The organism is Streptomyces cinereoruber (assembly GCF_009299385.1).
In the GTDB taxonomy this organism is placed as follows: domain Bacteria; phylum Actinomycetota; class Actinomycetes; order Streptomycetales; family Streptomycetaceae; genus Streptomyces; species Streptomyces bikiniensis.
On sequence record NZ_CP023693.1, the window covers coordinates 3,993,015 to 4,018,611 of the forward strand.

Annotated in this window: 24 protein-coding genes; 7 read left to right on the forward strand and 17 right to left on the reverse strand. The window is 72.3% G+C overall.

Annotated features, from left to right (window positions below; all coding sequences use genetic code 11):
* Window positions 1–100 precede the first annotated feature (100 nt).
* Window positions 101–340: a hypothetical protein gene (locus CP977_RS17830; protein WP_152370458.1), complete on the forward strand. Its 240-nt coding sequence runs from the start codon at window positions 101–103 to the stop codon at window positions 338–340.
* A 96-nt stretch (window positions 341–436) separates the two neighbouring features.
* Here CP977_RS17830 and CP977_RS17835 read toward each other — a convergent pair whose 3' ends face one another.
* The 6 genes from CP977_RS17835 to CP977_RS17860 all read right to left on the reverse strand — a co-directional run bounded on the left by CP977_RS17835 (window position 437) and on the right by CP977_RS17860 (window position 6,833).
* Window positions 437–1,333, reverse strand: a complete 897-nt coding sequence (locus CP977_RS17835; RefSeq protein WP_062753673.1) for an LLM class flavin-dependent oxidoreductase — start codon at window positions 1,331–1,333, stop codon at window positions 437–439.
* A gap of 10 nt (window positions 1,334–1,343) precedes the next feature.
* Window positions 1,344–2,216: a DUF72 domain-containing protein gene (locus CP977_RS17840; protein ID WP_062753671.1), complete on the reverse strand. Its 873-nt coding sequence runs from the start codon at window positions 2,214–2,216 to the stop codon at window positions 1,344–1,346.
* A gap of 93 nt (window positions 2,217–2,309) precedes the next feature.
* Window positions 2,310–2,852 (reverse strand): RNA 2'-phosphotransferase, encoded by a 543-nt coding sequence (locus CP977_RS17845; RefSeq protein WP_152370459.1) that lies wholly within the window; start codon window positions 2,850–2,852, stop codon window positions 2,310–2,312.
* A gap of 172 nt (window positions 2,853–3,024) precedes the next feature.
* Window positions 3,025–3,981, reverse strand: coding sequence for a MerR family transcriptional regulator (locus CP977_RS17850; protein WP_109186935.1), 957 nt, complete (start codon window positions 3,979–3,981; stop codon window positions 3,025–3,027).
* Window positions 3,982–4,197: 216 nt separating this feature from the next.
* Window positions 4,198–5,988, reverse strand: a complete 1,791-nt coding sequence (locus CP977_RS17855; protein ID WP_152370460.1) for an SDR family oxidoreductase — start codon at window positions 5,986–5,988, stop codon at window positions 4,198–4,200.
* Window positions 5,988–6,833: a M24 family metallopeptidase gene (locus CP977_RS17860; RefSeq protein WP_062753663.1), complete on the reverse strand. Its 846-nt coding sequence runs from the start codon at window positions 6,831–6,833 to the stop codon at window positions 5,988–5,990. The genes CP977_RS17855 and CP977_RS17860 overlap by 1 nt, the downstream gene beginning before the upstream one ends.
* Before the next feature lie 282 nt (window positions 6,834–7,115).
* Here CP977_RS17860 and CP977_RS17865 point away from each other — a divergent pair, with 282 nt between their 5' ends.
* From CP977_RS17865 to CP977_RS17880, 4 genes are read left to right on the forward strand one after another with little or no spacing between them, the layout of a single operon-like run.
* Window positions 7,116–8,090 carry an ABC transporter ATP-binding protein gene (locus CP977_RS17865; protein ID WP_030209292.1) on the forward strand — a complete coding sequence of 325 codons (975 nt, stop codon included), beginning with the start codon at window positions 7,116–7,118 and terminating at the stop codon, window positions 8,088–8,090.
* On the forward strand, window positions 8,087–8,998 hold the full coding sequence (locus CP977_RS17870) for an ABC transporter permease (protein ID WP_152370461.1): 912 nt from the start codon (window positions 8,087–8,089) through the stop codon (window positions 8,996–8,998). The genes CP977_RS17865 and CP977_RS17870 overlap by 4 nt, the downstream gene beginning before the upstream one ends.
* Window positions 8,995–9,906 carry an ABC transporter ATP-binding protein gene (locus CP977_RS17875; protein ID WP_152370462.1) on the forward strand — a complete coding sequence of 304 codons (912 nt, stop codon included), beginning with the start codon at window positions 8,995–8,997 and terminating at the stop codon, window positions 9,904–9,906. The genes CP977_RS17870 and CP977_RS17875 overlap by 4 nt, the downstream gene beginning before the upstream one ends.
* A gap of 14 nt (window positions 9,907–9,920) precedes the next feature.
* Complete coding sequence (locus tag CP977_RS17880; protein ID WP_062753656.1) at window positions 9,921–10,640, forward strand: ABC transporter permease; 720 nt, start codon at window positions 9,921–9,923, stop codon at window positions 10,638–10,640.
* A 142-nt stretch (window positions 10,641–10,782) separates the two neighbouring features.
* Here the strand turns inward: CP977_RS17880 and CP977_RS17885 are convergent, their stop codons facing one another.
* A complete protein-coding gene (locus tag CP977_RS17885; RefSeq protein ID WP_152370463.1) occupies window positions 10,783–12,054 on the reverse strand; it encodes a CynX/NimT family MFS transporter in 1,272 nt (423 codons plus the stop codon).
* Between the two features lie 131 nt (window positions 12,055–12,185).
* Complete coding sequence (locus CP977_RS17890; RefSeq protein WP_152370464.1) at window positions 12,186–12,866, reverse strand: FadR/GntR family transcriptional regulator; 681 nt, start codon at window positions 12,864–12,866, stop codon at window positions 12,186–12,188.
* Between the two features lie 123 nt (window positions 12,867–12,989).
* On the opposite strand from CP977_RS17890, the gene lpdA reads away from it, so the two are divergent.
* Window positions 12,990–14,393: a dihydrolipoyl dehydrogenase gene (gene lpdA, locus CP977_RS17895; RefSeq protein ID WP_152370465.1), complete on the forward strand. Its 1,404-nt coding sequence runs from the start codon at window positions 12,990–12,992 to the stop codon at window positions 14,391–14,393.
* A 350-nt stretch (window positions 14,394–14,743) separates the two neighbouring features.
* On the opposite strand, the gene CP977_RS17900 is transcribed toward lpdA, so the two are convergent.
* The 9 genes from CP977_RS17900 to CP977_RS17940 all read right to left on the reverse strand — a co-directional run bounded on the left by CP977_RS17900 (window position 14,744) and on the right by CP977_RS17940 (window position 24,828).
* Complete coding sequence (locus tag CP977_RS17900; RefSeq protein WP_062753650.1) at window positions 14,744–15,550, reverse strand: HAD family hydrolase; 807 nt, start codon at window positions 15,548–15,550, stop codon at window positions 14,744–14,746.
* Window positions 15,547–16,836 (reverse strand): serine--tRNA ligase, encoded by a 1,290-nt coding sequence (serS, locus tag CP977_RS17905; RefSeq protein ID WP_062753647.1) that lies wholly within the window; start codon window positions 16,834–16,836, stop codon window positions 15,547–15,549. The genes CP977_RS17900 and serS overlap by 4 nt, the downstream gene beginning before the upstream one ends.
* 487 nt (window positions 16,837–17,323) lie before the next feature.
* Window positions 17,324–18,259 carry a prephenate dehydratase gene (gene pheA / locus CP977_RS17910; protein WP_062753645.1) on the reverse strand — a complete coding sequence of 312 codons (936 nt, stop codon included), beginning with the start codon at window positions 18,257–18,259 and terminating at the stop codon, window positions 17,324–17,326.
* A 216-nt stretch (window positions 18,260–18,475) separates the two neighbouring features.
* Window positions 18,476–19,777: an iron uptake transporter deferrochelatase/peroxidase subunit gene (gene efeB / locus CP977_RS17915; protein ID WP_229991608.1), complete on the reverse strand. Its 1,302-nt coding sequence runs from the start codon at window positions 19,775–19,777 to the stop codon at window positions 18,476–18,478.
* Window positions 19,778–19,783: 6 nt separating this feature from the next.
* Entirely contained in the window at window positions 19,784–21,799 is a 2,016-nt protein-coding gene (locus CP977_RS17920) for a copper resistance CopC/CopD family protein (protein WP_062753641.1), read from the reverse strand.
* 24 nt (window positions 21,800–21,823) lie between these two features.
* Window positions 21,824–22,291 (reverse strand): copper chaperone PCu(A)C, encoded by a 468-nt coding sequence (locus CP977_RS17925; RefSeq protein ID WP_062753639.1) that lies wholly within the window; start codon window positions 22,289–22,291, stop codon window positions 21,824–21,826.
* Window positions 22,288–23,025, reverse strand: a complete 738-nt coding sequence (locus CP977_RS17930) for an SCO family protein (RefSeq protein ID WP_079131111.1) — start codon at window positions 23,023–23,025, stop codon at window positions 22,288–22,290. The genes CP977_RS17925 and CP977_RS17930 overlap by 4 nt, the downstream gene beginning before the upstream one ends.
* Window positions 23,026–23,064: 39 nt before the next feature.
* On the reverse strand, window positions 23,065–23,859 hold the full coding sequence (locus CP977_RS17935; RefSeq protein ID WP_062753637.1) for a YcnI family copper-binding membrane protein: 795 nt from the start codon (window positions 23,857–23,859) through the stop codon (window positions 23,065–23,067).
* A gap of 183 nt (window positions 23,860–24,042) precedes the next feature.
* Window positions 24,043–24,828: a hypothetical protein gene (locus CP977_RS17940; protein ID WP_062753635.1), complete on the reverse strand. Its 786-nt coding sequence runs from the start codon at window positions 24,826–24,828 to the stop codon at window positions 24,043–24,045.
* Window positions 24,829–25,134: 306 nt separating this feature from the next.
* Here CP977_RS17940 and CP977_RS17945 point away from each other — a divergent pair, with 306 nt between their 5' ends.
* Window positions 25,135–25,596, forward strand: coding sequence for an ATP-binding protein (locus tag CP977_RS17945; RefSeq protein WP_062753633.1), 462 nt, complete (start codon window positions 25,135–25,137; stop codon window positions 25,594–25,596).
* Window position 25,597 lies beyond the last annotated feature (1 nt).

Sequence of the window (25,597 nt, forward strand, 5' to 3'; positions counted from 1 at the left end):
CATCTCCGGCTCGCTCGGACATGGCCGTAAACATCCGTTCGTTTGCCCGGGTGGCGGGGAAGGCTCCGGGGGACTGACGGCGTCTCCGAGGGAGCGGGGCATGGTCGTGGGGCAGCGAAGCGAGGAGTGCGACTTCTGCTGCGCTCCGTACGGGACGTGGGTCGCGAGCCTCGGCATGGCCCTCTGCTCCGCGTGCGCGCGGACCGGAGAGGACCAGCCCGCACGGGATCCGGTCCTGGTGGGCGACATCCTGGCGGATCTGGCCCTGCCCGTCCCCGAGCCGCCCGCCTTCGAACTGTCCGCCCCGGCCCTGTCCGCCCCGGAGCGGCGGGATCCTTGACGGGGGCGGGGCAGTCGTCGGGCACGGACACGGAGACGGATACGGAGACGTGCAGCCGTCGGACACGGACGCAGGCGCAGGCGCGGGCGTCGCGCGTCAGCCCAGCCGGGACAGGGCCTCCGTGGCGATGGACTCGAAGACGGCCTGGTCGGCGGCGAAGTCGGAGTCCGGGATCGGCCAGTGGACCACGATCTCGGTGAAGCCGAGGTCGCGGTGGCGGCCGGCGAAGTCCACGAAGGCCTCCACGGACTCCAGCGGCCGGTTCCGGTCCGGGGTGAAGCCGGTGAGCAGGATCTTGTCCAGTTCGGCCACCTCCCGGCCGGCCTCGGCGCAGGCCTTGCCGAGCCGCTCGACCTGGCCGCGCAGCGCCGCCACCGACTGCTCCGGGGTCCCCTCCTCGTACAGCTTCGGGTCGCCGGTCGTCACCCACGCCTGCCCGTACCGCGCGGCCAGCCGCATTCCGCGCGGGCCGGTCGCGGCCACCGCGAACGGCAGCCGGGGGCGCTGGACGCAGCCCGGGATGTTCCGCGCCTCGTCCGCCGCGTAGAACGTGCCCCGCTCCGTCACCGCGTCCTCGGTCAGCAGCCGGTCGAGCAGCGCCGTGAACTCCCCGAACCGGTCCGCCCGCTCCTTCGGCGTCCAGGCCTCCTGCCCGAGCGCGGTGGCGTCGAAGCCGTTGCCGCCCGCGCCGATGCCGAGGGTGATCCGCCCGCCGGAGACGTCGTCCAGGGTGATCAGGTCCTTGGCGAGCGTCACGGGGTGCCGGAAGTTCGGCGAGGTGACGAGCGTGCCGAGGCGGATGCGCTCGGTGACCGCCGCGGCGGCGGTGAGCGTGGGCACCGCGCCGAACCACGGGCCGTCCCGGAAGGCCCGCCAGGACAGGTGGTCGTAGGTGTACGCGGTGTGGAAGCCGAGCTCCTCGGCGTGCCGCCACTTCGCGCGGCCTCCCTCGTGCCAGCGGTCGATCGGCAGGATCACAGTGCTCAGTCGCATGGGCTCGACCCTACGAGAGGTCGAGCAGCCGCCGCATCGACTCCGCCGCGCGGACGGCCGCGTCGCCGCAGCAGTTGTTGAAGAGGACGTGCACCTCCTTCGCCCGCTCGGCCGTCTCCCGGACGCGCGGCACCCACTCCGAGAGCTCCTCGGGCGTGTAGTCGTGGCGGAACCTCTCCTCCTTGGTGCCGGTGCCCCAGGCGGTGTTGCGGCCGTGGAAGCGCACCAGGGCGAGGTCCGGGGAGGTGACCCGGACGACCGGCGGTACGGACGTGGTCAGCGTCTGCGTCATGTCCACGGCCACGGAGGCCGCGTCCAGCTCCCGGAGGAGAGCGGCCGTCGCGTCGACCTGGTCCTCGCGCCACCAGCCGGGGTTCCGGAACTCCACGGCCACCGGCCATCCGGCGGCCCGCTCGCGACACCGGCGCAGGAACTCCACCGCCGCCGCTCCCGGTACGAGCCGGTGCGGGAACTGGAACAGCAGCGTCCCCAGCCGCCCGGCCTCGCGCAGCGGTGCGAGGGCCGCGCTGTACCGCGTCCACACCTCGTCGAGCAGCCCGGGGTCGACGCCCTCCCGCCCCCGCTGCCGCGCGAAGGCCTGGCGGAGGTCGGCCGGCAGCGCCTCCGGCCGGGTCGGATGCCCGGTGAGCAGCGAGAACGCCTTCACGTCGAACCGGAATCCCTCAGGGGTGCGCTCGGCCCACAGCAGGCTGTTGCGACCGCTGGGCAGCCCGTAGTACGTGGAGTCCACCTCCACCACCGGGAACCTGGTGGCGTAGTACCGCAGTCTGCCCTCCGCGTCACGCTGCCCCTTCGGATACCAGCCACTGGCCACCAGCGCCTTGTCCGTCCACGAGCAGGTTCCGACCCGGATCTCTCCCATCCGCCCAGTGTTCCCCGGGTCCGGCGGGGGATTCGTCCGGCACGCGGGGACGCCCGGCCCGCGCCGCCGGAGGTGTCTGCGGGGTCGGAGGGGTCAGGAGGGGAGGCGGAGGAACTCCGGCGGGACGGTGTCGGTCAGCCAGACCCCGTTGGCGCTGACGTGGAAGACGTGCCCGGCCCGGTGCATGGCGCCGGTGTCGACGCTCAGGACGACCGGCCGGCCCCGGCGGGCGCCGACCCGGGTCGCGGTCTCCCGGTCGGGGGAGAGGTGCACGTGGTGGCGGGCCATGGGCCGCAGCCCCTCCGCCCGGATGGCGGGGAGCCGGTCCGCGACCGTGCCGTGGTAGAGGTACGCGGGCGGTTCGGCGGCCGGCAGGTCCAGGTCGACCTGGACGGTGTGGCCCTGGCTGGCGCGGATGCGGGTGCCCTCGACGGCGAAGCGCTTCTTGTCGTTGGTCGCGACGACGTGGTCGAGCTCCTCGCGGCTGATCGGGAAGCCGTGCTCCGCGGCGGCCCGGAGCAGTGCGTCGATCTCGGTCCAGCCCTGTGCGTCGAGGACGAGTCCGATGCGCTCGGGCTGGTGGCGCAGGTGCTTGGAGAGGTACTTGGAGACCTTCACCGTGCGACGTTCGTCCATGGGTGGTCGTGGGCTCATCCGGTCAGGATGCCGGAGTGCGGATCGCCCCGACCAATGGTTTCCGGCGGCTTCCAGCGACTTCCGGCGATTTCCGGCGGGCAGGTTTGATCCACAGCCAAGCCTGTTTATCCACAGGGTGGTTGGCGTTTCTGTGGACAACGAGGCCTTCATTTCAAGGCAATTGACCGCTTTGATCGTCTATGTAACTTTCGTGATGGCGTGAAGCGAGAGCGTCCAACGTGCGCTTGTGGACCTCCCGTTCCGTGGCCGCCGTGACAAAGGCCGCGACCCCCTCCGCCCCGACCAGGCCCTGCACGGCCCGGACCGTCCCGGCGGGCAGCGCCACCGGGCGCGGCTCGTCGTCCTGCGCGGGCGGTGTGTCCGGCGACAGGTGGATCTGGAGGTGGCGGGTGGCGAACAGGCGCATGGCGCGCGCCAGTTCGGCGTCCACCGTCTGCTGGGCGAGCGGCCTGAGCCGCCGCACCATCGCCGCCGCCTCGGCCGCGTCCGCGTCCGTCGGCGGGCGGTGCTCCAGATAACGGGCGAAGACGTACTCGGTCGTGAACTCCAGGAACCGGGAGGCGATGTGCTCGACCTGCCCCCGCAGCTCCTTCAGGTGCCCGGTGATCGCCGTCAGCGGCACCCCGGCCGCGTACAGCTCGGCCGCCACCGCCAGCTCCTGGGGGCTCGGTACGAGGTACTCCTCCGCCTCCCGGTCCGGGATCCGCTCCAGTACGCCCAGCTCCACGGCCTCCCGGATGGCCTCCTCGTCCGGTGTGCCGCCGAAGCGGGCGTCCAGCTCCGCGCGCGATATCCGGGCCGCCTCCTCGTCCGTCCACGGCCCGTGGACCTCCGCGACCAGGCCGAGCACCCCGCCGAGCCCCCGGCCGGTGTCCCACGCCTCCAGGAGCTCCTTGATCGAGGCCAGGGTGTAGCCCCGGTCGAGGAGGTCGGCGATCCTCCGGAGCCGCGCGAGGTGCGCGTCCCCGTAGACGTTCGCCCTGCCCCGCCGCTCCGGACGGGGCAGCAGGCCGCGGTCCTGGTAGGCGCGGATCGTCCGGACCGTGGCCCCGCTGAGACGGGCGAGGTCCTCGATCCGGTACTCCGGCTGTGCTGACTGCTCGGACAAACCCGCTCCCACCGACCGCTTCCACCACCCCGCCGCCGCGAGGCCCGTCCTGCGAGGGATCGTACGACCGCCGCACCCGCCCCCTGCCACACCCGCCCTTCGCCGTGCCCGTACTCCGCAGTTCCCGCCCCCTGCCGTACCCGTCCTCCGCCGGGGCGGGACGACCGGTCCCGGCCCCGACCCACGCCGCCCCCGTCCTCGCCCTCCCGCCGGCCCCTACGCCGGCGGCTGCCACCGCGCGAGGGCCCGCAGTGTGCCCGGGCTGAGCCGGGAGAGGAAGCGGGCGCCCCGGGCCTCGGGGGTCACCGGCACGACGGCCCGGTCGTGCAGGACGGCCCCCAGGATCGCGTCCGCGACCTTCTCCGGCGGGTAGTTCCGCAGCCCGTACAGCCGGGACGCCTTCTTCTGCCGCCGCTTCTCCTCCGCCGCGTCCGACACCCCGGCGAACCGCGTGGTCGCCGTGATGTTGGTGTTGACGATGCCGGGGCATATCGCGGACACCCCGATGCCCTGCTCGGCCAGCTCGGCGCGCAGGCACTCGCTGAGCATCAGCACCGCCGCCTTCGACGTGCTGTACGCGGGCAGGGCCCGGGAGGGCTGGAACGCCGCCGCGGACGCGGTGTTCACGATGTGGCCGCCCTGGCCGCGCGCGACCATCCGCGCCCCGAAGTGCCGGCACCCGTGGATGACGCCCCACAGGTTGACGTCCAGGACCCGCGCCCACTCCTCGCTCGACGTCTCGAAGAAGGAGCCGGCGAGCCCGATGCCCGCGTTGTTGACCAGGACGTCGACGACCCCGTACTCGTCCTCCACCTTGGCGGCCAGTTTCTCCACCGCCTGCTCGTCGGAGACGTCGACGGCCTCGCCCCAGGCCTCCGGGGCCCCGATCAGCCGGGCCATCTCCGCCGTACGGACCGCCCCCTCGGCGTCCCGGTCCACGGCCACGACCCGGGCCCCGGCCTCCGCGAACGCGAAGGCGGTGGCCCTCCCGATGCCGCTGGCCGCCCCGGTCACCAGGACGAGCTGCCCGCCGAACCGCTCCGCGTACTCCGGCCGCACCCCGCTCTTCACCGACACCGCGCCCTGCTTCGGCGCCCCGGCCGCCGGCTCCTCGTGGGCCCGGACGAACTCGGCGATCCAGGAGGACAGCTGGTCCGGCCGGGTGCGCGGCACCCAGTGCTTGGCGGGCAGGGTGCGCCGGGTCAGCTGCGGCACCCAGGTGCCCAGGTCGTCGTAGAGCCGGTCGGAGAGGAAGGCGTCACCGGTCGGCACGATCAGCTGCACGGGCGCGTGCGCGTACGCGTCGGGGCGCGGCCGGGAGAGCCTGGCCCGGACGTTGTCCCGGTAGAGCCAGGCCCCGTGCGCCGCGTCGTCCGGCAGCGAGGACGTCGGGTAGTCGCCGGCCGGGACCTTCTCCACCCGCTCCAGGATCCGCGGCCAGCGCTTGCCGAGCGGCCCGCGCCAGGCCAGCTCCGGCAGCACGGGGGTGTGCAGCATGTACACGTACCAGGACTTGGCGCCCTGCCCGAGGAGCTGCCCGACCCGGCGCGGGGTGGGCCGGGTCATCCGCCGCTTGATCCAGTGCCCGAAGTGGTCGAGGGAGGGCCCCGACATCGAAGTGAAGGAGGCGATCCGGCCCTCGGTGCGCGGCACGGTCACGAACTCCCATGACTGCACCGAGCCCCAGTCGTGGCCGACGAGGTGGACCGGCCGGTCCGGGCTGACGGCGTCGGCGACCGCCAGGAAGTCGTCCGTCAGCTTCTCCAGGGTGAAGCCGCCGCGCAGCGGCACGGGCGCCGTCGACCGGCCGTGGCCCCGGACGTCGTACAGCACCACGTGGAACTCCTCGGCCAGCCGGACCGCGACCTCCGACCACACCTCCTTGGAGTCCGGGTAGCCGTGCACGAGCAGGACGGTCGGCCGGCCCGCCTCGCCGAGCTCGGCGACGCACAGCTCGATCCCGCCCGTACGGACCCGGCGCTCCCGGGCCCCCTTGAGCTCCGTCATCAGACCGCTCCCTCGTTCCAGCGCCGCACGTGCGGCAGATCGTCGTCCAGCCAGAACGCGCTCTGCTCGGGGTCCCGGGAGTCGGTGACGACCAGGATCTCCTCGAACTTCGCGCCCGTACCCCGGAACCCGAGGTGCGGCTCGACCGCCCACAGCCCGGGCGTGGGCGGGTGGTCGGAGAACTTGTACGGCGACCAGAGCGGTGACCAGCCGTCCCGGTGCCCGTGCAGGGCGTCGCTCGCCAGGCCCTTGAGCGCCTGGGTGCCGAAGCCGAAGAGCGTCGGCGCCCAGCGGCGCTCCCGCACCCGGTCGATCTTGTGGGCGATGACGCCGAAGGGGTAGGCCCGGTGCCGGTTCGCGTACCCCTGGCGGACCATGAGCCGGTCCACGTCCTCGTATATTTCGCGCAGCGTGCGACGCTCGCGCACCTCGCGCAGGATCAGTTCGCGGTGGGCCGCGAGGTCGGCGAGCAGCCTGTCGTGCAGGGGGTCGAGGCCGAGGCAGCCGCTGTAACCGATGTCGGCCGTGTACCCCTTGTACACCGGGGCCATGTCGAGGATGAACGGCATCCCCGCCTCCAGGCGCCGGTTCGTGGGGAAGAACTGGAGCGGGACCCTGAAGTCCACGAAGGCCGTGCGGTCCCCGAACCAGGCGAACGGCCGGTGGAACCAGTCCCGGACCCCTCGCTCGTACAGCCACTCCCGCTGCATCCGGGCGGCCTCGCGCTCGGTCACACCCGGCTTCAGCTGCGCCGCGACGGCTTCCGCGCACGCGTAGGAGAGGCGCTGCACTTCCCTGAATCCCCGCAGCTCCGCGGAGAGTTCACCTTTCACTGCCGTTGCCATGCCACCCGCCGTCCCCGTGAGCGTCCGACCGCGCTCCGCGTTCGTACCTTGACATCGATGAATGTGACAATGCTCGGCGGCTGAGTCAAGGGGTCGGACGACGGCCTGTGGAAAAGTGCGCCGGAAGTCCGCCCGGGGTCACCCGGAAGCGCGGCGGGCGGCCGCGAGGTGACGACTTTCGCCGTTCCGTCCCCGCGCGCTTGTACTCCTGTAGTCGGACAGAGATCGAGCCGTTGGTCTGACGACGCGTGTGGCGCGCACCACTACCTTCGAAGCGTGACTGTGATCGCGACCGAAAGCCTCAGCAAGCGGTTCCCCCGGGTGACCGCTCTCGACCGGCTCTCCCTGGACATCGGGCCCGGTGTGACCGGACTGGTGGGTGCCAACGGAGCCGGCAAGTCCACGATGATCAAGATCCTGCTCGGACTCTCCCCCGCCACGGAGGGCCATGCGGAGGTCCTGGGCCTCGACGTCCGGACCTCCGGCCCCCAGATCCGCGAGCGCGTGGGATACATGCCCGAGCACGACTGCCTCCCCCCGGACGTCTCGGCCACCGAGTTCGTCGTCCACATGGCGCGCATGTCCGGGCTGCCCCCGACCGCCGCCCGCGAGCGGACGGCCGACACCCTGCGCCACGTCGGCCTGTACGAGGAGCGCTACCGCCCCATCGGCGGCTACTCGACCGGCATGAAGCAGCGGGTGAAACTCGCCCAGGCGCTGGTCCACGACCCGAAGCTGGTCCTCCTCGACGAGCCGACCAACGGCCTCGACCCGGTCGGCCGGGACGAGATGCTCGGACTGATCCGCCGGATCTGGACCGACTTCGGCATCTCCGTCCTCGTCACCTCCCACCTCCTCGGCGAACTGGAGCGCACCTGCGACCACGTCGTCGTCATCGACGGCGGGCGCCTCCTGCGCTCCAGCTCCACCAGCGACTTCACCCGGACCACCACGACCCTCGCGGTCGAGGTCACCGACTCCGACGAGCACCCCGACGGCACGGCGGCCCTCCGCACGGCCCTCACCGCCGCCGGCGTCACCCTCCACCCGGGCGTGGAGGAGGGCCTCCCCGGCGCCGGCCACATCCTGCTCCTGGAGGCGGAGGGCGAGGAGACGTACGACCTCGTGCGCGACACCGTCGCCGGGCTCGGCCTCGGCCTGGTCCGCATGGAGCAGCGCCGCCACCACATCGCCGAGGTCTTCCGCCCGGAGGCCGCCGAGGCGTCCACGCCGCACGAGGAGGTGCCGGCCCGATGAGCACCCAGATCCCCCAGCCCTCCCAGGCCGCTCCCGACACGACCCGGATCCACAACATCGGCTACCGGTCCTACGACGGCCCGCGCCTCGGCCGGGCGTACGCGCGCCGGTCGCTCTTCTCGCAGTCCCTGCGCGGCGCGTACGGACTGGGCCGCAGCGCCAAGTCGAAGGTGCTGCCGATGCTGCTCGCCGGCGTGATGTGCGCCCCCGCGCTGATCATCGTCGCCGTCGCGGTCGCCACCCAGCAGACCAAGCTCTCGATCGAGTACACGCAGTACGCGATCTACCTCCAGGTCGTCATCGGCATCTTCCTGGCCTCCCAGGCGCCCCAGTCCGTCTCCCGCGACCTCCGGTTCAGGACCGTGCCCCTGTACTTCTCCCGCCCGATCGAGCGCGCGGACTACGTCCTCGCCAAGTACGGGGCGATGGCGTCGGCACTCTTCATCCTCACGGCCGTCCCGCTGCTGATCATGTGGATCGGCTCGATGCTCGCCAAGATGGACTTCGCCGAGCAGACCAAGATGTTCGGCCAGGGGCTCGTCTCCGTGGCGCTGCTCTCGCTGCTCTTCGGCGGCATCGGCCTCGTCATGGCGGCCCTCACCCCGCGCCGGGGCTTCGGCGTCGCCGCCGTCATCGGCGTGCTGACCATCTCGTACGGCGCGGTCTCGACGCTCATGGGCATCGCCTACGTCACGGAGAACGCGGGCGCCATCAAGTGGCTCGGCCTGTTCTCCCCGATCACCCTCATCGACGGCGTGCAGACCGCCTTCCTGGGCGCACCGTCCATGTTCCCCGAGCTCGGGGGCCCGGGCGCCGGGTTCGGCGTGGTCTACCTGCTGGCCGTCCTCGCGCTGATCGCCGGCTCGTACGGCATCCTGATGCGCCGCTACCGAAAGGTCGGACCGTGACCACGCTCCACATCGACCACGTCTCCCGCTGGTTCGGGAACGTCGTGGCCATGAACGACGTCTCGATGACGGTGGGCCCCGGCGTCACCGGCCTCCTCGGGCCCAACGGCGCCGGGAAGTCCACCCTGATCAACATGATGGGCGGCTTCCTGGACCCCTCCACCGGCGCCGTCACCCTCGACGGACGGACCATCTGGAAGAACGAGTCGGTCTACCGCGACATCGGCGTCGTGCCCGAGCGGGAGGCGATGTACGACTTCCTCACCGGCCGCGAGTTCGTCGTGGCCAACGCCGAACTCCAGGGCCTCGGCGCCAAGGAGGCCCAGCGGGCCCTGGCCACGGTCGAGATGGAGTACGCGCAGGACCGCAAGGTCTCCACGTACAGCAAGGGCATGCGGCAGCGCGTGAAGATGGCCTCGGCCCTCGTCCACGACCCGTCCGTGCTCCTGCTCGACGAGCCGTTCAACGGCATGGACCCGCGCCAGCGCATGCAGCTGATGGACCTGCTGCGGCGGATGGGCGCGGACGGTCGCACGGTCCTGTTCTCCTCGCACATCCTGGAGGAGGTCGAGCAGCTCGCCTCCCACATCGAGGTGATCGTGGCCGGACGGCACGCGGCCTCCGGCGACTTCCGCAAGATCCGCCGCCTGATGACGGACCGGCCGCACCGCTACCTGGTCCGCTCCAGCGACGACCGGGCCCTCGCGGCCGCGCTGATCGCCGACCCGTCCACGGCCGGCATCGAGGTCGACCACGCGGACGGCGGACTGCGCATCCAGGCGGTCGACTTCGGACGGTTCACGGAACTGCTGCCGAAGGTCGCGCGCGAACGGGGGATCCGTCTCCTGACGGTCTCGCCCTCGGACGAGTCCCTCGAATCGGTCTTCTCGTACCTCGTAGCGGCCTGAAAGGAGCCCGACCGATGTACAACCCCACAGTCGCCCGGCTCACCTACCGGGCCCTCCTCGGCCGCCGCAGGGCCCTGATCCTCTTCCTGCTGCCCGCCATGCTGCTGGTCATCTCGGCGGCGATCCGCGTGCTCAACGGCGCGGACGACCAGGCCGCGGCCGACGTCCTCGGCGGCTTCGCCCTGGCCACGATGGTCCCGCTGATCGGCGTGATCGCCGGCACGGGCGCGATCGGCCCCGAGATCGACGACGGCTCGATCGTCTACCTGCTGTCCAAGCCCGTGAAGCGGCCCACGATCATCTTCACCAAGCTGATCGTGGCGATCGCGGTGACGATGGCCTTCTCGGCGGTGCCGACACTGATCGCCGGGTTCATCCTCAACGGCAACGGCCAGCAGGTGGCCGTGGCGTACACGGTGGCGGCGCTCGTGGCCTCCATCACGTACAGCGCCCTGTTCCTGCTGCTCGGCACGGTCAGTCGGCACGCCGTGGTGATCGGCCTGGTCTACGCCCTGGTGTGGGAGACCCTCTTCGGCTCCCTGATCGCGGGCGCCCGCACCCTGAGCGTCCAGCAGTGGGCGCTCGCCCTCGCGGAGAAGGTCACCGGCGGCGGCCTGGTCACCTCCGACGTCGGGCTCCCCACGGCGGTGGTCCTCCTGGTGGCGGTCACGGTCGCGGCGACCTGGTTCGCCGGCCAGAAGCTCCGCCGCCTGACCCTGGCGGGCGAGGAGTAGGCCCGGGAGGCGGGGACGGAAGCGGTACGGCTCCGAGGGTTGTCGCCCCCCGGAGCCGGGAGGTCCCTCCGGAGCGGGCCCCGCCATCCAGGCTGCCCGGCCACCCCGGGCGGGCCCGGCCCGGCCGCCCTCGGCCCGTTCCTCAGACCGTGCGGTTCCGGGCGGCCAGGAGCCCCACGGCCAGGGCCGCCGCGCAGACGCCGAGGACCACGCAGATCGGCGCGGTCCAGGAGCCGGTGGCCTGGTGGAGGGCGCCGGCCGCCAGCGGGCCGCCGGCGGCGAGCAGGTAGCCGACCGTCTGGGCCATCCCCGAGAGCCCGGCCGCGGTCACCGCGTCCCCGGAGCGCAGCACGATCAGGGTCAGGGCGAGCCCGACCGCACCGCCCTGGCCGACGCCGAGGAGCGCCGACCAGAGCCAGGCGCCCTCCACCGGCGCCACCATCAGGCCGGCGTAACCGGCCGCGACCATCGTGGTGACGAGCACGACCAGCGGGCGTTGGCTCCGCATCCGGCCGGCGAGCAGCGGCACCACGAAGGCGCCCGCCACCTGCACCAGGTTGTTGAAGGCGAAGACCACACCGGCGGTGGAGCGGTCCATCCCGTGGTCGACGAAGATCGTCGGCATCCAGGCGATCAGGACGTACGTCCAGAGCGACTGCAGGCCCATGAAGAGGGTGACCTGCCAGGCGAGCGCCGAGCGCCAGACGCTCACCGGGAGGGCGCCGCCGGCCGGGACGGCCCGTACCGCGTGCCCCGTGCGGCCCCGGGCGATCAGCACCTGGGGAAGCCAGGCGAGCGCCGCCACCGCGGCGAGCAGCGACCAGAACCCGAGAGAAGCCTCCCAGCCGCCGCCCAGAGCCTTCTCCAGGGGGACGGCCGCCGCCGCGGCCACCGTGGCGCCCGCGATCATCGCGCCCGTGTAGACCGAGGTCATCGCCGCGGCCCGGTCCGGGAAGTCACGCTTGATCAGGCCCGGCATGAGCACGTTGAGCAGGGCGATCGCCGTTCCGACGAGGACCCCGCCGCCGTACAGCGCGTACACGGACGGCAGGACGCGCGCGAGGACGCCGGCGCCGAGCAGCAGGAGCGCCGCGAACAGTACGCGCTCGGCGCCGAACCGGCGGCCCAGCCACGGCGCGACCGCCGCGCCCGCGCCCAGGAAGAACACCGGCACCGAGGTGACGAGCGAACTCGCCGCCGCGGAGAGCCCGAAGGAGGCGGATATCTCGCCGACCAGGGGAGCCACGCTCGCCAGGGCGGCCCGCATGTTGAGCGAGGCCAGCACGATCCCGGCGAGGAGCAGGGCGGGATGCGCGAGCAGGGCGCGCCGGGCCGCCGCCCCGGCCGCCGAGGGCCGGCCCCCGGCCTCGGCGTCGACGAGCACGGGCGCGGGGTCCGGCGCGGAGCCGGACACGGAAGTGGAGCCAGGTGCGGAGTCCGGCCCGGGGCCGAAAGCGGGCCTGGAACCAGGGGCCGGCGTGGTGTCGGGTGCGGTCACGCGCGCCGACGCGTCCGCCCCCGTACCGGACGTCCGTGCCCCGGTGCTCATCGGGACCGCCCCGTCAGCGCCGCCACCGTCTCCATCGGTTCCCGCAGCAGCTCGCGGGCCTGTCGTTCCGCCGCCTCCGGGTCGCCCGCCTCGATCGCGGCCACCAGGGCCTCGTGGGCGTCGATGTCGACCGGTGGCATCTCCCGGTCGCCGAGCGCCTCCACCAGGACCTCGTGGACCTGGGCGGAGAAGAAGCGGTACACCTCCACGAAGGCCGCGTTGTGGGTCGCGCCGACCACCGCCAGGTGGAAGGCGAGGTCCGCGTCGGCGTCCCGGTCGCCCTCCTCCCGCAGGGAGGTCAGGGCGGCCCGCAGCCGCAGCAGGTCGTGGGTGTCGCGCCGGGCGGCGGCGAGCCGGGCCGCCTCGGCCTCCAGGGCGACCCGGAGTTCGAGCACGTCGGCCGCGCCCGCGTGCCGTACCCCGCGCAGGACGGCCGCCGGATCGGCGGTGGACCGGACGAAGGTGCCGTTGCCCTGCCGGGACTCCAGGAGCCCGGCGTGGACGAGGACCCGGACCGCCTCGCGGACGGTGTTGCGCCCCACCCCGAGCTGCTGCGCCAGCTCGTGCTCGGTGGGGATGCGGTCGCCGACCACCCACTCCCCGGCCGCGAGCTGACCGCGGAGCTGTTCCACCGCGGAGTCCACCAGCGAGGTCCGTCCCGCCGCCCTGAGTGCCATGCCGTTCCGACCTCTCCATTCGCCCGGTTGCCCGGTCATCCTACAACTCACCACCCCGAGGACACCGGACTACTGTGGGGCCGTACGCGGACCGCACACCCTCATCACCCTCGGGAGTCAGTCATGTCAGACCGCTTCGACGTCGTCGTACTCGGAGCCGGCCCCGGCGGTTACGTCGCCGCCATCCGCGCCGCCCAGCTGGGCAAGCGGGTCGCGGTCGTCGAGGAGAAGTACTGGGGCGGCGTCTGTCTGAACGTCGGCTGCATCCCCACCAAGGCGCTGCTGCGCAACGCCGAACTGGCCCACATCTTCAACCACGAGGCCAAGACCTTCGGCATCAAGGTCGACGGCACCGTCTCCTTCGACTACACGGAGGCGTTCCGCCGCAGCCGCACGGTCGCGGACGGCCGCGTCAAGGGCGTCCACTACCTGATGAAGAAGAACGGGATCAGGGAGTTCGACGGCCGGGGCACCTTCCTCGACGCGAACACCCTCCAGGTGGCGAAGTCCGACGGCACCACGCAGACGATCACCTTCGACAACTGCATCATCGCCACCGGCGCCACCCCGCGCCTGCTGCCGGGCACCTCCCGCACCGACCGCGTCGTGACGTACGAGGAGCAGATCCTCGCCGAGGACGCCCCGAAGTCGATCGTCATCGCCGGCGCCGGCGCGATCGGCATCGAGTTCGCGTACGTCCTGAACAACTACGGCACCAAGGTCACGATCGTCGAGTTCCTCGACCGCATCGCCCCGCTGGAGGACGAGGACGTCTCCAAGGAGCTGGCGAAGCAGTACCGCAAGCTCGGAATCGACGTCCTGACCTCGACCCGCGTCGAGTCCATCGACGAGTCCGGCCCGCAGGTCCGCGTCACCGTCACCGGCAAGGACGGCGCCCAGAAGGTCCTGGAGGCCGACAAGGTCCTCCAGGCGATCGGCTTCGCCCCGAACGTCACCGGCTACGGCCTGGAGAACACCGGCGTCGCCCTGACCGAGCGCGGCGCGATCGACGTCGACGGCCGCTGCCGCACCTCCGTGCCGCACATCTACGCCATCGGCGACGTCACCGCGAAGCTGATGCTCGCGCACACCGCCGAGGCCATGGGCGTCATCGCCTCCGAGACCATCGCGGACGCCGAGACGATGGAGCTCGACTACCCGATGATCCCGCGCGCCACCTACTGTCAGCCGCAGATCGCCAGCTTCGGCTGGACCGAGAAGCAGGCGCGCGAGAAGGGCTTCGACGTCAAGGTCGCGAAGTTCCCCTTCACCGCGAACGGCAAGGCGCACGGCCTCGGCGACGCCACCGGCTTCGTCAAGATCGTCGCGGACGCCAAGTACGGCGAGATCATCGGCGCCCACCTGATCGGCCCCGACGTCACCGAGCTGCTGCCCGAGCTGACCCTGGCCCAGCAGTGGGACCTCACGGTCCACGAGGTCGCCCGGAACGTCCACGCGCACCCGACCCTGGGCGAGGCCGTGAAGGAGGCGATCCACGGGATCGCCGGACACATGATCAATTTCTGAGGCGCTGCCCGGGCCCGGCGGATCCGGGTGACAGGCGCTGAAGGGCGTCGGGCAGTACCCCTTCGGGTGGCGAACCGTTCCGGCCGATCAGGCCGTGGGCGCGTTCGTCACCCGGTACGCGCGCGTGGCCGGCGGTCCTGGTGGCTGTCCGGCCTCGCCTGCTACCCGCCGACGCGCGGAAAAACCGTTCGCACACGAACGGCGACCCGGCGCACACTGGTCGTACGGGGGACACGGGGGATCTCCCGGAGGAGAGGGGCGGCCGCTTCGAGCGCGAGGACTTCGGTCCGCGCGGGCCGCCCCTCCTTTTTGATCCCTTTTCTGTTCTTTTTCTGACTGCCCCGGCCGGTTCAGCCGGCCAGCAGGCGCTCCAGGACGACCGCGATGCCGTCCTCCTCGTTCGAGGTGGTCACCTCGTCGGCCACCGCCCGCAGTTCCGCGTGCGCGTTGCCCATGGCCACGCCGCGGGCCGCCCAGCCGAACATCGGGATGTCGTTGGGCATGTCGCCGAAGGCGATCGTCTCCGCCGCCTTCACGCCCAGCCGACGCGCGGCGAGCGAGAGGCCCGTCGCCTTGCTGAGGCCGAGCGGGAGGATCTCCACGATGCCGGGGCCCGCCATGACGATGTCCACGAGCCCGCCGACCGTGGCCCGGGCGGCCAGGGCCAGTTCGTCGTCGGTCAGCGTCGGATGCTGGATGTAGAGCTTGGTGAGCGGCGCCGACCACAGTTCCGACGGGTCCTCGTACGGCACGTACGGCAGCGGACCCTCGTGGACCCGGTAGCCGGGGCCCATCAGGACCTCGCCCTCCAGGCCGTCGCGGCTCGCGGCGAGGGCCAGCGGGCCCACCTCGGCCTCGATCTTGGACAGGGCGAGCCCGGCGAGCTGCCGGTCCAGGGTCAGCGAGGTCAGCAGCCGGTGCTCGCCGGCGTGGTAGACCTGCGCGCCCTGCCCGCACACCGCGATCCCCTCGTAGCCGAGGTCGTCGAGGATGTGCCGGGTCCAGGGCACCGCCCGGCCGGTGACCACGATGTGGGCGGCGCCCGCCGCCGTCGCGGCGGCGAGCGCGTCCCGCGTACGGTCCGACACGGACTCGTCGGACCGCAGCAGCGTCCCGTCGAGGTCCGTGGCGACCAGGCGGTAGGGGAAGGGGCTCACTTGGCGATCGGCTCCAGGACCTCACGGCCGCCGAGGTACGGACGGAGCACCTCGGGCACCCGCACCGAACCGTCGGCCAGCTGGTGGTTCTCCAGGATCGCCACGATCGTGCGCGGTACGGCGCACAGCGTGCCGTTCAGGGTGGCCAGCGGCTGCACCGTCTTCTTGCCGCCCTGCTCGTCGCGCATGCGGACGGAGAGGCGGCGGGCCTGGAAGCTGTCGCAGTTCGACGCCGAGGTCAGCTCGCGGTACTTCCCCTGCGTCGGGATCCACGCCTCGCAGTCGAACTTGCGGGAGGCGGAGGCGCCGAGGTCACCGGTGGCGACGTCGATGACCTGGAAGGGCAGCTCCAGACCGGTCAGCCACTGCTTCTCCCAGTCCAGGAGGCGCTTGTGCTCGTTCTCCGCGTCCTCGGGCGCGACGTACGAGAACATCTCGACCTTGTCGAACTGGTGGACGCGGAAGATGCCGCGGGTGTCCTTGCCGTACGTGCCGGCCTCGCGGCGGAAGCAGGGCGAGAAGCCCGCGTACCGCAGCGGCAGCTTGTCGGCGTCGATGATCTCGTCCATGTGGTACGCGGCGAGGGGGACCTCGGAGGTGCCGACGAGGTAGTAGTCGTCCTTCTCCAGGTGGTACACGTTCTCCGCGGCCTGGCCGAGGAAGCCGGTGCCCTCCATGGCGCGCGGGCGGACGAGCGCGGGGGTCAGCATGGGGATGAAGCCGGCCTCGGTGGCCTGGGCGATCGCCGCGTTGACCAGGGCCAGTTCCAGGAGGGCGCCGACGCCGGTCAGGTAGTAGAAGCGCGAGCCGGAGACCTTGGCGCCCCGCTCCACGTCGATGGCGCCGAGCGCCTCGCCCAGCTCCAGGTGGTCCTTGGGCTCGAAGCCCTCGGCCGCGAAGTCGCGGATGGTGCCGTGCGTCTCCAGGACGACGAAGTCCTCCTCGCCGCCGACCGGGACGTCCGTGTGGACGATGTTGCCGAGCTGGAGCAGCAGGCGCTTGGCCGTCTCGTCGGCATCGTTCTGCTCGGCCTCGGCGGCCTTGACGTCGGTCTTGAGCTGCTCGGCCTTCTGCAGGAGTTCGGCGCGCTCCTCCGGGGTGGCCCTGGGGATCAGCTTGCCGAGCGCCTTCTGCTCGGATCGGAGCTCGTCGAAGCGGACGCCGGACGACCTGCGCCGCTCATCGGCGGAGAGTAGGGCGTCGACGAGGGAGACGTCCTCTCCACGGGCGCGCTGGGAGGCGCGAACACGGTCGGGGTCCTCACGGAGCAGGCGAAGGTCAATCACCCCACCAGGCTACCGGTGCGTGTCGGCGCACCCCCACCGAACAAGAGGGCGTGCGGGTTTTCGCCCGAATTGCCGCTCTTGGGAATGCCGGATGCGGGGCGAGTGCATTCAGTTATCCACAGGCTGTGTGAAAAGCCTGTGGATCACGGAAAGGGTCGCAGGCTTTTCCCTCTCCGCACCCGGGAAATCCATGGTCAAACGTCATCGAGACACCCATTCGGGTGGGAATCGCTCACTCCGAAGAGTGGGTCCCTCGGGGGGTGCTGACGAAGGCGCGGGTGAAGTGCTGTGGACGGCATCTCTGGAGGAGGGGAATGGCTGGGGTGATTTGTCGACCTTGCCGGAGTGCGGTGTCGACTTGTCCCCAGGTCGAGCGGAATACCTGTGGATAACCTCTGTGGGTAACTGAAAAGTATGCAGGTAGGACTACTGGTTCGTACCTGTGGACGACCGTGCACCCTCCGGAGCGCGATCCGCCATTCTCGGATCAGGCCCGACCGTCCTGGGCCCTCGCCAGCCAGTCGGAGGCCGCCATGAACTCCCCGTCCGAGGTACCGCGCCGCAGCGCCCGCACGTCCTCGACCGCGACGCCCGCCCTCGGGTACGAGCCGAGGAACCGCACCTTCGGGCAGATCCGCTTCAGCCCCATCAGCGCCTCGCCCACCCGCCGGTCCGCGATATGGCCCTCGGCGTCCACGGCGAAGCAGTAGTTCCCGATCCCCGCCCCCGTGGGACGGGACTGAATCAGCATCAGGTTCACCCCGCGCACCGCGAATTCCTGGAGCAGTTCGAGGAGGGCACCCGGATGATCGTCACCCAGCCACAGCACCACCGAGGTCTTGTCCGCGCCCGTCGGGGCCGCGGGCCGCGCAGGCCGGCCCACCAGCACGAACCGGGTCTCGGCGTTCTCCGCGTCGTGGATCTCGGTCACGAGGGCTTCGAGCCCGTACGTCGCCGCCGCGAACTCCCCCGCGAAGGCGGCGTCGAAGCGCCCCTCCCGCACCAGCCGGGCCCCGTCCGCGTTGGACGCGGCCGACTCCCACACCGCGTCGGGCAGGTGCTTCCGCAGCCAGTTCCGGACCTGCGGCTGGGCCACCGGGTGGCCCGTGACCGTCTTGATCTCCGAGAGCTCGGTCCCGGGCCGGACGAGGAGCGCGAAGGCGATCGGCAGGAGCACCTCGCGGTAGATCATCAGCGGCTCGCCGGAGGCCAGTTCGTCCAGGGTCGCGGTCACCCCGCCCTCGACCGAGTTCTCGATCGGGACGAGCGCGGCGGCGGCCTCCCCGTTCCGTACGGCGTCGAGGGCGGCCGGGACCGAGACCATGGGAACGAGCTCCCGCGTCGCGGCCTCGGGCAGCGTGCGCAGCGCCGCTTCGGTGAAGGTGCCCTCGGGGCCGAGATAGGTGTACCGGGTGGCGGACATACCGTCACCCTAATGGTCCTCGGGCGCCGCCGACGGCCGCTCGCCGCACACCGCCTTCCCCCGGCGGACGTGCGCCGGCGCCTCGTCCCGTCACCCGTACGCCGGTCTTCCGCCCTGCCGTCCGTACGCCGTTGTCCCGCCCCGCCGTCCGTACGCCGGTCTTCCGCCCCGTCGCTGGTGGCTCGGCGTTTCGCCTCCGTCGCCGTCCGGGTGGCCTCACGCCTCCAGGAGGCGCTGGCCCACGTACTCGCCCTCGGCGGGGCCGCCCGGCACCGCGAAGAGGCCGCTGGCCTCGTGGCGGATGAACGGGGACAGCGCGTCGCCCCGGTCGAGCTTGCGCTGCACCGGGACGAAGCCCCGGAGCGGATCGGCCTGCCAGCAGATGAAGAGGAGACCGGCGTCCGGCGTCCCGTCCGGACCGATGCCGTCGTGGAAGGAGAACGGCCTGCGCAGCATCGCCGCCCCGCCGTTCTGTTCGGGGGCGGAGATCCGGGCGTGGGCGTTGTCGGGGATGACCGTCCCGCCGTCGGGACCGCGCTTGTCCAGGTCGAGTTCGGTGGTCTCGGTGCCGCCGGTGAGCGGGGACCCGTCGGACTTCCGGCGTCCGATCACCTTCTCCTGCCGGTCCAGCGACAGCTTCTCCCAGTCGTCCAGGAGCATCCGGATCCGGCGCACCACCGCGTACGAACCGCCGGCCATCCACGCCTCGGCGCCGGTGGTCCCGGCCGGGACGAAGATCCGCCGGTCGAAGTCGGGGTCGGCGGGCTTCGGGTTGCGGGTGCCGTCGACCTGACCCATGAGGTTGCGGGCGGTCATGGGCCGCGCGGTGGCGCCGGCCGAACGGTTGAAGCCGTTCATCTGCCAGCGCACCCGGGCCGCGTCCCCCGCGTCCTTCTGCACGGCCCGCAGCGCGTGGAAGGCGACGAGGGCGTCGTCGGCACCGATCTGCACCCACAGATCGCCCTCCGAGCGCCGGGGGTCCAGGGCGTCCGAGGAGAAGGCCGGCAGCGGGTCCAGTCCGGCGGGACGGCGGGAGGCGAGACCGGTGCGGTCGAAGAAGGTGCGGCCGAAGCCGAAGGTGACCGTGAGGGAGGAGGGTCCCGCGTCGAGCGCGACCCCGGTGTCCCGGGCCGGGGCCTTGCCCGCCATCAGCGTCTTCGCCGTGGCCGACCAGCGGCGCATCAGGGCGACGGCCTCCTTGCGCCCGGCCCTGGGAGCGAGGTCGAAGGCGACCAGATGGCCGCGGGACTGGAGGGGGGTGGTGATGCCCGCCTGATGTTTCCCGTGAAACATCACCTCGGTCGAGCCGACGGTGGTCAGGGCCGCCGGGCCTCCGGCACCGTTCGCGGAGGCGGTGCCGTCGCCGGAGACGGCCGCCGAGACCCCGGCGCCGCCGACCGCGCCGACGACCAGGCCGGCCGCGCCCGCCGCGCCGACGGTGCCGAGCAGCCGCCGCCGGGAGATCTCAAGGTTGTCGCGCTCGCTGATGGCGTGCTTGCTGGTGTCGCTCTCGCTCACGGGGGGTCAGCCGATCTTCACGTTCTTGTCGAGGGTGGTCTGGTCGATTTCGGAGGTACGGACGGTCACCTGGATCCGCCACTCGCCGGGCATCGGGATCTGCACGCCGCTCGCGCTCCAGTGTCCGGCCTGGATGCGGTCGGGGGCGACGGGCAGCGGACCCACGTCCTTCGCCTCCAGGGTGAGGGCGACCTTGACCTCGGGGACGTCCAGCGGCTTGCCGTCGGGGCGCTCGACATAGATGTGGAGCCCGTTGGCACCGGTGCGGCCGGGGTCGAGGCTGAGCCGGACGACGCCCTTGCCGTCGACGCCGCCGGTGTCGAAGGGCAGCCGGACGTCGACGGGCCGGTCGGGCACGGCGGCGGGGCCGGAGGCGGAGGTGGACCGTCCGGCCTCCTCCTCGGTGCGGCCGGGCTCGGTCGTGGTGAGGACGGTGGTCACGGCGAGGAGGACGACGGCGACGGCGGCCTCGGTCAGCACCGAGCGGCGCAGTCCGGACCGCTCGGGGTCGGCGTCCCGCTCCCGCTTGCGCCGGGCGGTGGCGACGGCGGCCCGCTGCCGGGCGAGCTGGGCGGCCCGCTCGGGGTCGACGTCGGGGGACACTCCGGAAGCCCCTTCGGCCTCGGAGACCGAGGAGACCGCGTCGGCTTCGGGGACCGCGTCGGATTCGGAAGTCTCGTCGACCTCGGAGGCTTCGCCCTCCTCGACGCCCTCCGTTTCCTTCTCCGCCGAGGACAGGTCGGCCGGGGACAGGTCGGCCGGGGACAGGCCCCCCGAGGGCAGGTCCGCGAGCCGTTGGGTCCAGCGGCGGGAGATCCAGGCGATCCCGACGAGGACGCCCATCAGGCCGATCTTGACGAGGAGGAGCTGTCCGTAGCGGGTGCCGGTCAGGGCGGACCAGGAGCCGACCTGGCGCCAGGACTGGTAGAGCCCGGTGGCCGCGAGGACGGCCACGGAGGTGAAGGCGACCTTGGAGAAGCGTTCGACCGCGGTGCGTTCGACGGAGGGCGCCCGGTAGAGGGCGATGAGCAGCACGGTGAGGCCGCCGAGCCAGGCGGCCACGGCGAGGAGGTGCAGGATGTCCACGGGCATGGCGATGCCCGGCTGGATGCCGGTCGAGGCGTGCTCGGCCAGGGCCCAGGTGCCGGCGATTCCGGTGGCCACCACGGCGCCGCCGATGCCGAGACCGAAGACGAGGTCCTTCTTCTCCTTCGGGTCGGTGCGCCGGGTGTAGGCGCCGAAGAGGACGGCCACGAAGAGCGCGGCCGCGCCGAGCAGCAGCAGCCGGGAGGTGAGCGCGGCCCCGGTCTTCGTCTCCAGGACGCTCTTCAGGCCCGCCAGGTCGAAGGCGTCGGAGAGCTCGCCGGAGCCGGTGTACGGGTTGCGCAGGAGCAGCATCACCAGCGTGGCGCCGGTGAGGGTGAGCCAGGCCCGTACGACCGTCCGCTGCACCGGGCGGACGCCCGCGCCGCGCGGCCAGCAGATCAGGACGAAGGCGCCGCCGCCGACGAGGACGGCGAAACCGGCGTACGAGAGGTAGCGCGCGATGCCGTAGAGGGCGCCGACGAGTCCGCCGCCGGGCTCCCGGTCGGGCAGGGCGACGGAGGTGGCGGAGGGGGCGCCGATGGAGAAGGTGAAGGCGCCGGCGATGGGGTGGCTGTCGGCCGAGACGGTCTGCCAGGCCACGGTGTACGTGCCGTCGGGCAGCCCGGCGCGGAGCTCCACCCCGTACCGGACGATGGAGCCGCTGCACAGGTCGCGTATCTCGCCGGTGTCGGCCCGCCGCCCCGCCGGGTCGAGGACCCGGATGGAGTCGGCGCTCATGGCGACCTGCTCGGAGAAGGTCAGGTTGACCTCCTTGGGCGCGGTGGCGACCACCGCCCCGTCCTTCGGGTCGCTGCCGGTGAGCGCCGCGTGCGCGGACGCGGGCGCGGCGCCGGCGAGCAGCGTGCCGAGGAGCGCGGCCGCGAGGATCAGCAGCCGGGCCAGGGCGGTACCGAGGCGCGGGGCGGTGGTCGTCATCTCTGGGTCACTCCGTCAACGCGGTCAGTGCTGCTGCGGGTTGTGGTTGGCGGCCTCGACGGGAAGATCGACCTTGATCGGGCCGGACTTCTCGAAGTGGAGCTCGACGCTGACCTTGTCGCCCTGCTCGGGCTTCTCCTTCAGCGACATGAACATGATGTGGTTGCCCCCGCGTGCCAGGGAGAGCTTCCCGTTCGCGGGGATGTCGAAGAACTTCACCTCCCGCATCTTCTGGTCCTTCGTCTCGTGGATCGTCACGTCGTCCGAGATGGGGCTGGTGACGGAGGTCAGCCGGTCGGCCGTGTCACCGTCGTTGGTGATGGTGAGGAAGCCGCCGGCCATGTCCGTCACCGGCTTGGGCATGAACGCGCCGCTGACCTTCAGTTCGGGCTTCCCGTCCCCGGCCGCGTCGGACGAGGACGAGCACCCGGTCAGCGCGAGCGAGGCGGCGAGCGCCACGGCGGCGGACAGGGCGGTGGTGCGGCGGTTCACGGGTTCTCCCCCTTGATGAGCTTCGGCAGGTCCTCGGCGTACTGCTCGGCGGTCGTGTCCTCGCCGTACAGGACGTACCCCTGGTCGGTGGTGGGCGAGAAGGCGATCACCTGGGCCCCGTGCATGGAGACGACCTTGCCGTCCTTCTCCTTCTTCGGCGGGTCGATACCGATGCCCATCCGGCGGGCCCCCGCCTGGATGGCGGAGAAGTCGCCGGTGAGACCGGTGAAGGAGGGGTCGCCGGCGGCGGGCAGCCACTTGGCGAGCTCGGCGGAGGTGTCCCGCTCGGGGTCGGTGGTGACGAAGACGACCTGGAGCTTGTCCTGATCGGCCTTGGGGAGCTGCTTCTTGGCGATGGCGATGTTGCTCATCGTCATGGGGCAGACGTCGGGACAGTGCGTGTAGCCGAAGTAGACCAGGGTCGGCTTGCCCTTGGTGCGCTCGCGCAGGTCGTACTTCTCGCCCTTGGTGTCGGTGAGGACGAGCGCGGGCTTGTCGTACGGCCGGTCCAGGACGGTCGCGGCCTCGGTGGAGTCCGTGCCGCCGGAGACCTCGGCGACGGAACCGCTGCCCGTGCCGGAGGTCTTGCCGTCGCCGAGGCCGACGGCCGCGGTGATGCCGATCGCCGCGACGATCGCGGCCGCGGCGATGAGCAGCGGGGTGCGTCGGCCCGGGCGGCCCGGACGAGCCGGACCGCCCTCGGACTCGGGGGTGTTCGTCTTCTGTGCGGACATGCTGTTTCTTTCCGTGTCCTTCGGGAGGAAGTGCGGCCGTCAGGCCGAGCGGCGGCGGCCGGCGAGGACGCCGAAGGCCACGCCGGCCACGCCGACGAGGATGCCGATGACGCCGAGGATCCGAGCGGTGGTGTCGGAGGAGGAAGAGGAGGAGGAAGCCGCTGCGGCCTTCTCCTCGTGGTCGCCCGCCTTGCCGTCGTGACCGGCCTTCTCCCCCGCGGAGGCGGTGGCCGTGGCGGACGGCGCGGTGGCGCCGCCGCCGTGGTGGTCGTCGGAGGCGGCGGAGAGCTTCAGGACGGGGGCCGGGTTCTGCGGCTCCTCCGCGCCCTCCTTCTGCTCCTCGATCCAGCGCACGACCTCCTTGTTGGAGTACGTCTGGATCGACTTGAGGACCAGCTGGTCGACGTCCTCGGGCAGCTGCCCGAGGGAGAGCGGGAAGGTCTGGAAGAAGCCGGGCGCGATGCCCGCGCCGTCGGCGGTCCAGGTGACCTTGGAGACGGCCTCGTTGATCTTCTTGCCGTGCAGCTCCAGCGGCTTGTCGAGCTTGCTCTTCGTCACCTCGGCCTTCCAGCCGGGGACGGGCTGCGGCATGACGGAGGCGAGCGGGTGGTCGAGCGGGAAGTTGACCTCCAGCTTCACGGTGGAGGCGTTGTCGCGCTCGTTCGGCACCTTGATGTTGACGGTCGCGTAGCCGCCCTTGGCGGCCTCGCCCTGCGGCTGCACGCTGACGTGGGCGAAGGCGGTGCCGGAGAGGAGCACGACGGAGGAGAGGGCGATGCCTCCGGCGAGGGCGGCGCGGGTGGAGATACGGGCGGGGATGCGGGAAACGCTCATCGGACACTCCAGCTCGGAGAGGAACGGAACAGGACGGTGACGCCCGGCACGCCGGTACGGAGAACCCGGAGCGGGAAAGCCGGTGCGGAGGACCTGCAACGGGAAACCCGAAGGAGGAACCCGAACGGAGACCCGGACAGGCGCGCGGACGAACGCGGCCCCGCTCCTGTCGAGCGGACCGCGTCAGGCTGCGAGGACGCAGTCGGCGGCCGGCGGGCCGCGCCTGATCACCGTGTCCCTGAGCGCCTCGGCCACCGGCGGCGGCGAGGAGTCGAAGGCCGTGCGGAGGGTCCGCCGGGGCGCGGTGCGCGCCGCCGACGGCAGCCCGGCGAGCAGCATCCGTACGAGACGGAGCGCGGCCCGCAGGGAGCGGATCCGGGTGTGCTCCGCGAACTCCGCCGCGCCCTGCTCGGAGAGTTCGACGAGCCGGCCGAGGGCGCGGTCGCCGCGCCGCAGCAGCCAACCCGTGGCCAGGGCGGCGAGGAGGTGCCCCAGGAGCATGGGCAGACCGGGCAGCAGGCCGTCGGCGGGGACCGCCTGCGCGGCGGCCGCGCCGTGTCCCGCGTGGGCGTGCGCGGCGGCCGGGTCGAGCCCGGCGTCGGTGAGGATCCTGGTGGCGTCGGTGGGGGTGAGGGACGTGGCCCCGGCCCCGCAGACCAGTCGCGCCGCCGCCCGGACGAGGGCGTCGTCGGCCTGGGCGCCCAGGGCGAGCCGGTGCTGCCCGAGGCCGAAGAGGACGTGCAGTCCGAGCTGCCCGGCCGCGAGGGCGCCGACGACGGAGCCGAGGGAGCGTTCGCGGCCGCCGAAGAGGACGGCGCACCCGAAGACGCCGAGGAAACCGGCGACCAGGGACCAGGGGGCGACGCCCGCGCACGCCGCGAGGGCGTGGCCCAGCGCGGACAGCACGACGCAGACCGCGGTGAACACCGCGGCCCTCAGCAGCCGTGGAGCGAGCGCGGGGGCAGACATGGCGGGCCCATCATCGCACCACGCCTCCCACCGCGGTACGGCAGGTCCGGAAGGTCGTCCTTGGCTCGCTTCGGGGTGACATGCACCGGCCCGACCCGGCGATCCGCACCGGCACGCCACCGGTTCATCCGGCGATCCGCACCAGTCGGCCGGGCGGTATAACACCGGCCCCCGGACCCGGACATCCGCCGAACGAGCGCTCTTGACGCCCCCGGGTGCTTACGGAGGCCCCCGTACGGCAATACGTATCGGTACGTCGGGCTGCCGGGCCACCGGTCCGCCGAGCCGATGCCGGGAGGCTGGAGCATGAGCATCTGGTGGTCACTCCATCTGCGGCGCGAAGCCGCGAGCGTGCCGCTCGCGCGCCGGCTTCTGCTGGGGACGATGGAGACGGCGGGAGTCGATCCCGACGTGTCGTACGAGCTGTCCGTGGCGCTGACCGAGGCGTGCGCGAACGCGGTCGAGCACGGCGGCGCGGGCGCGGCCCCCGACACGGGGCCGGGCGGGGCGCTCCCTGGGGCGTACCGGGTGACGGCGTACCTGGACGGCGAGACCTGCCGCATCGAGGTGGCCGACTCGGGGCCGGGCTTCCCGTACGCGGAGCTCCCCGCGGCCCCCTCGGACGCCGAGCACGGGCGCGGGATGCGGCTGATCGAGGAGCTCTCCGACCACGTCCAGTTCGGCAACCGCACGGGCCGGGGCGGCGCGGTGGTCAGCTTCGACAAGATCCTGAAGTGGAAGGACACCCCGTCCCTCCTCATGGCGTGAG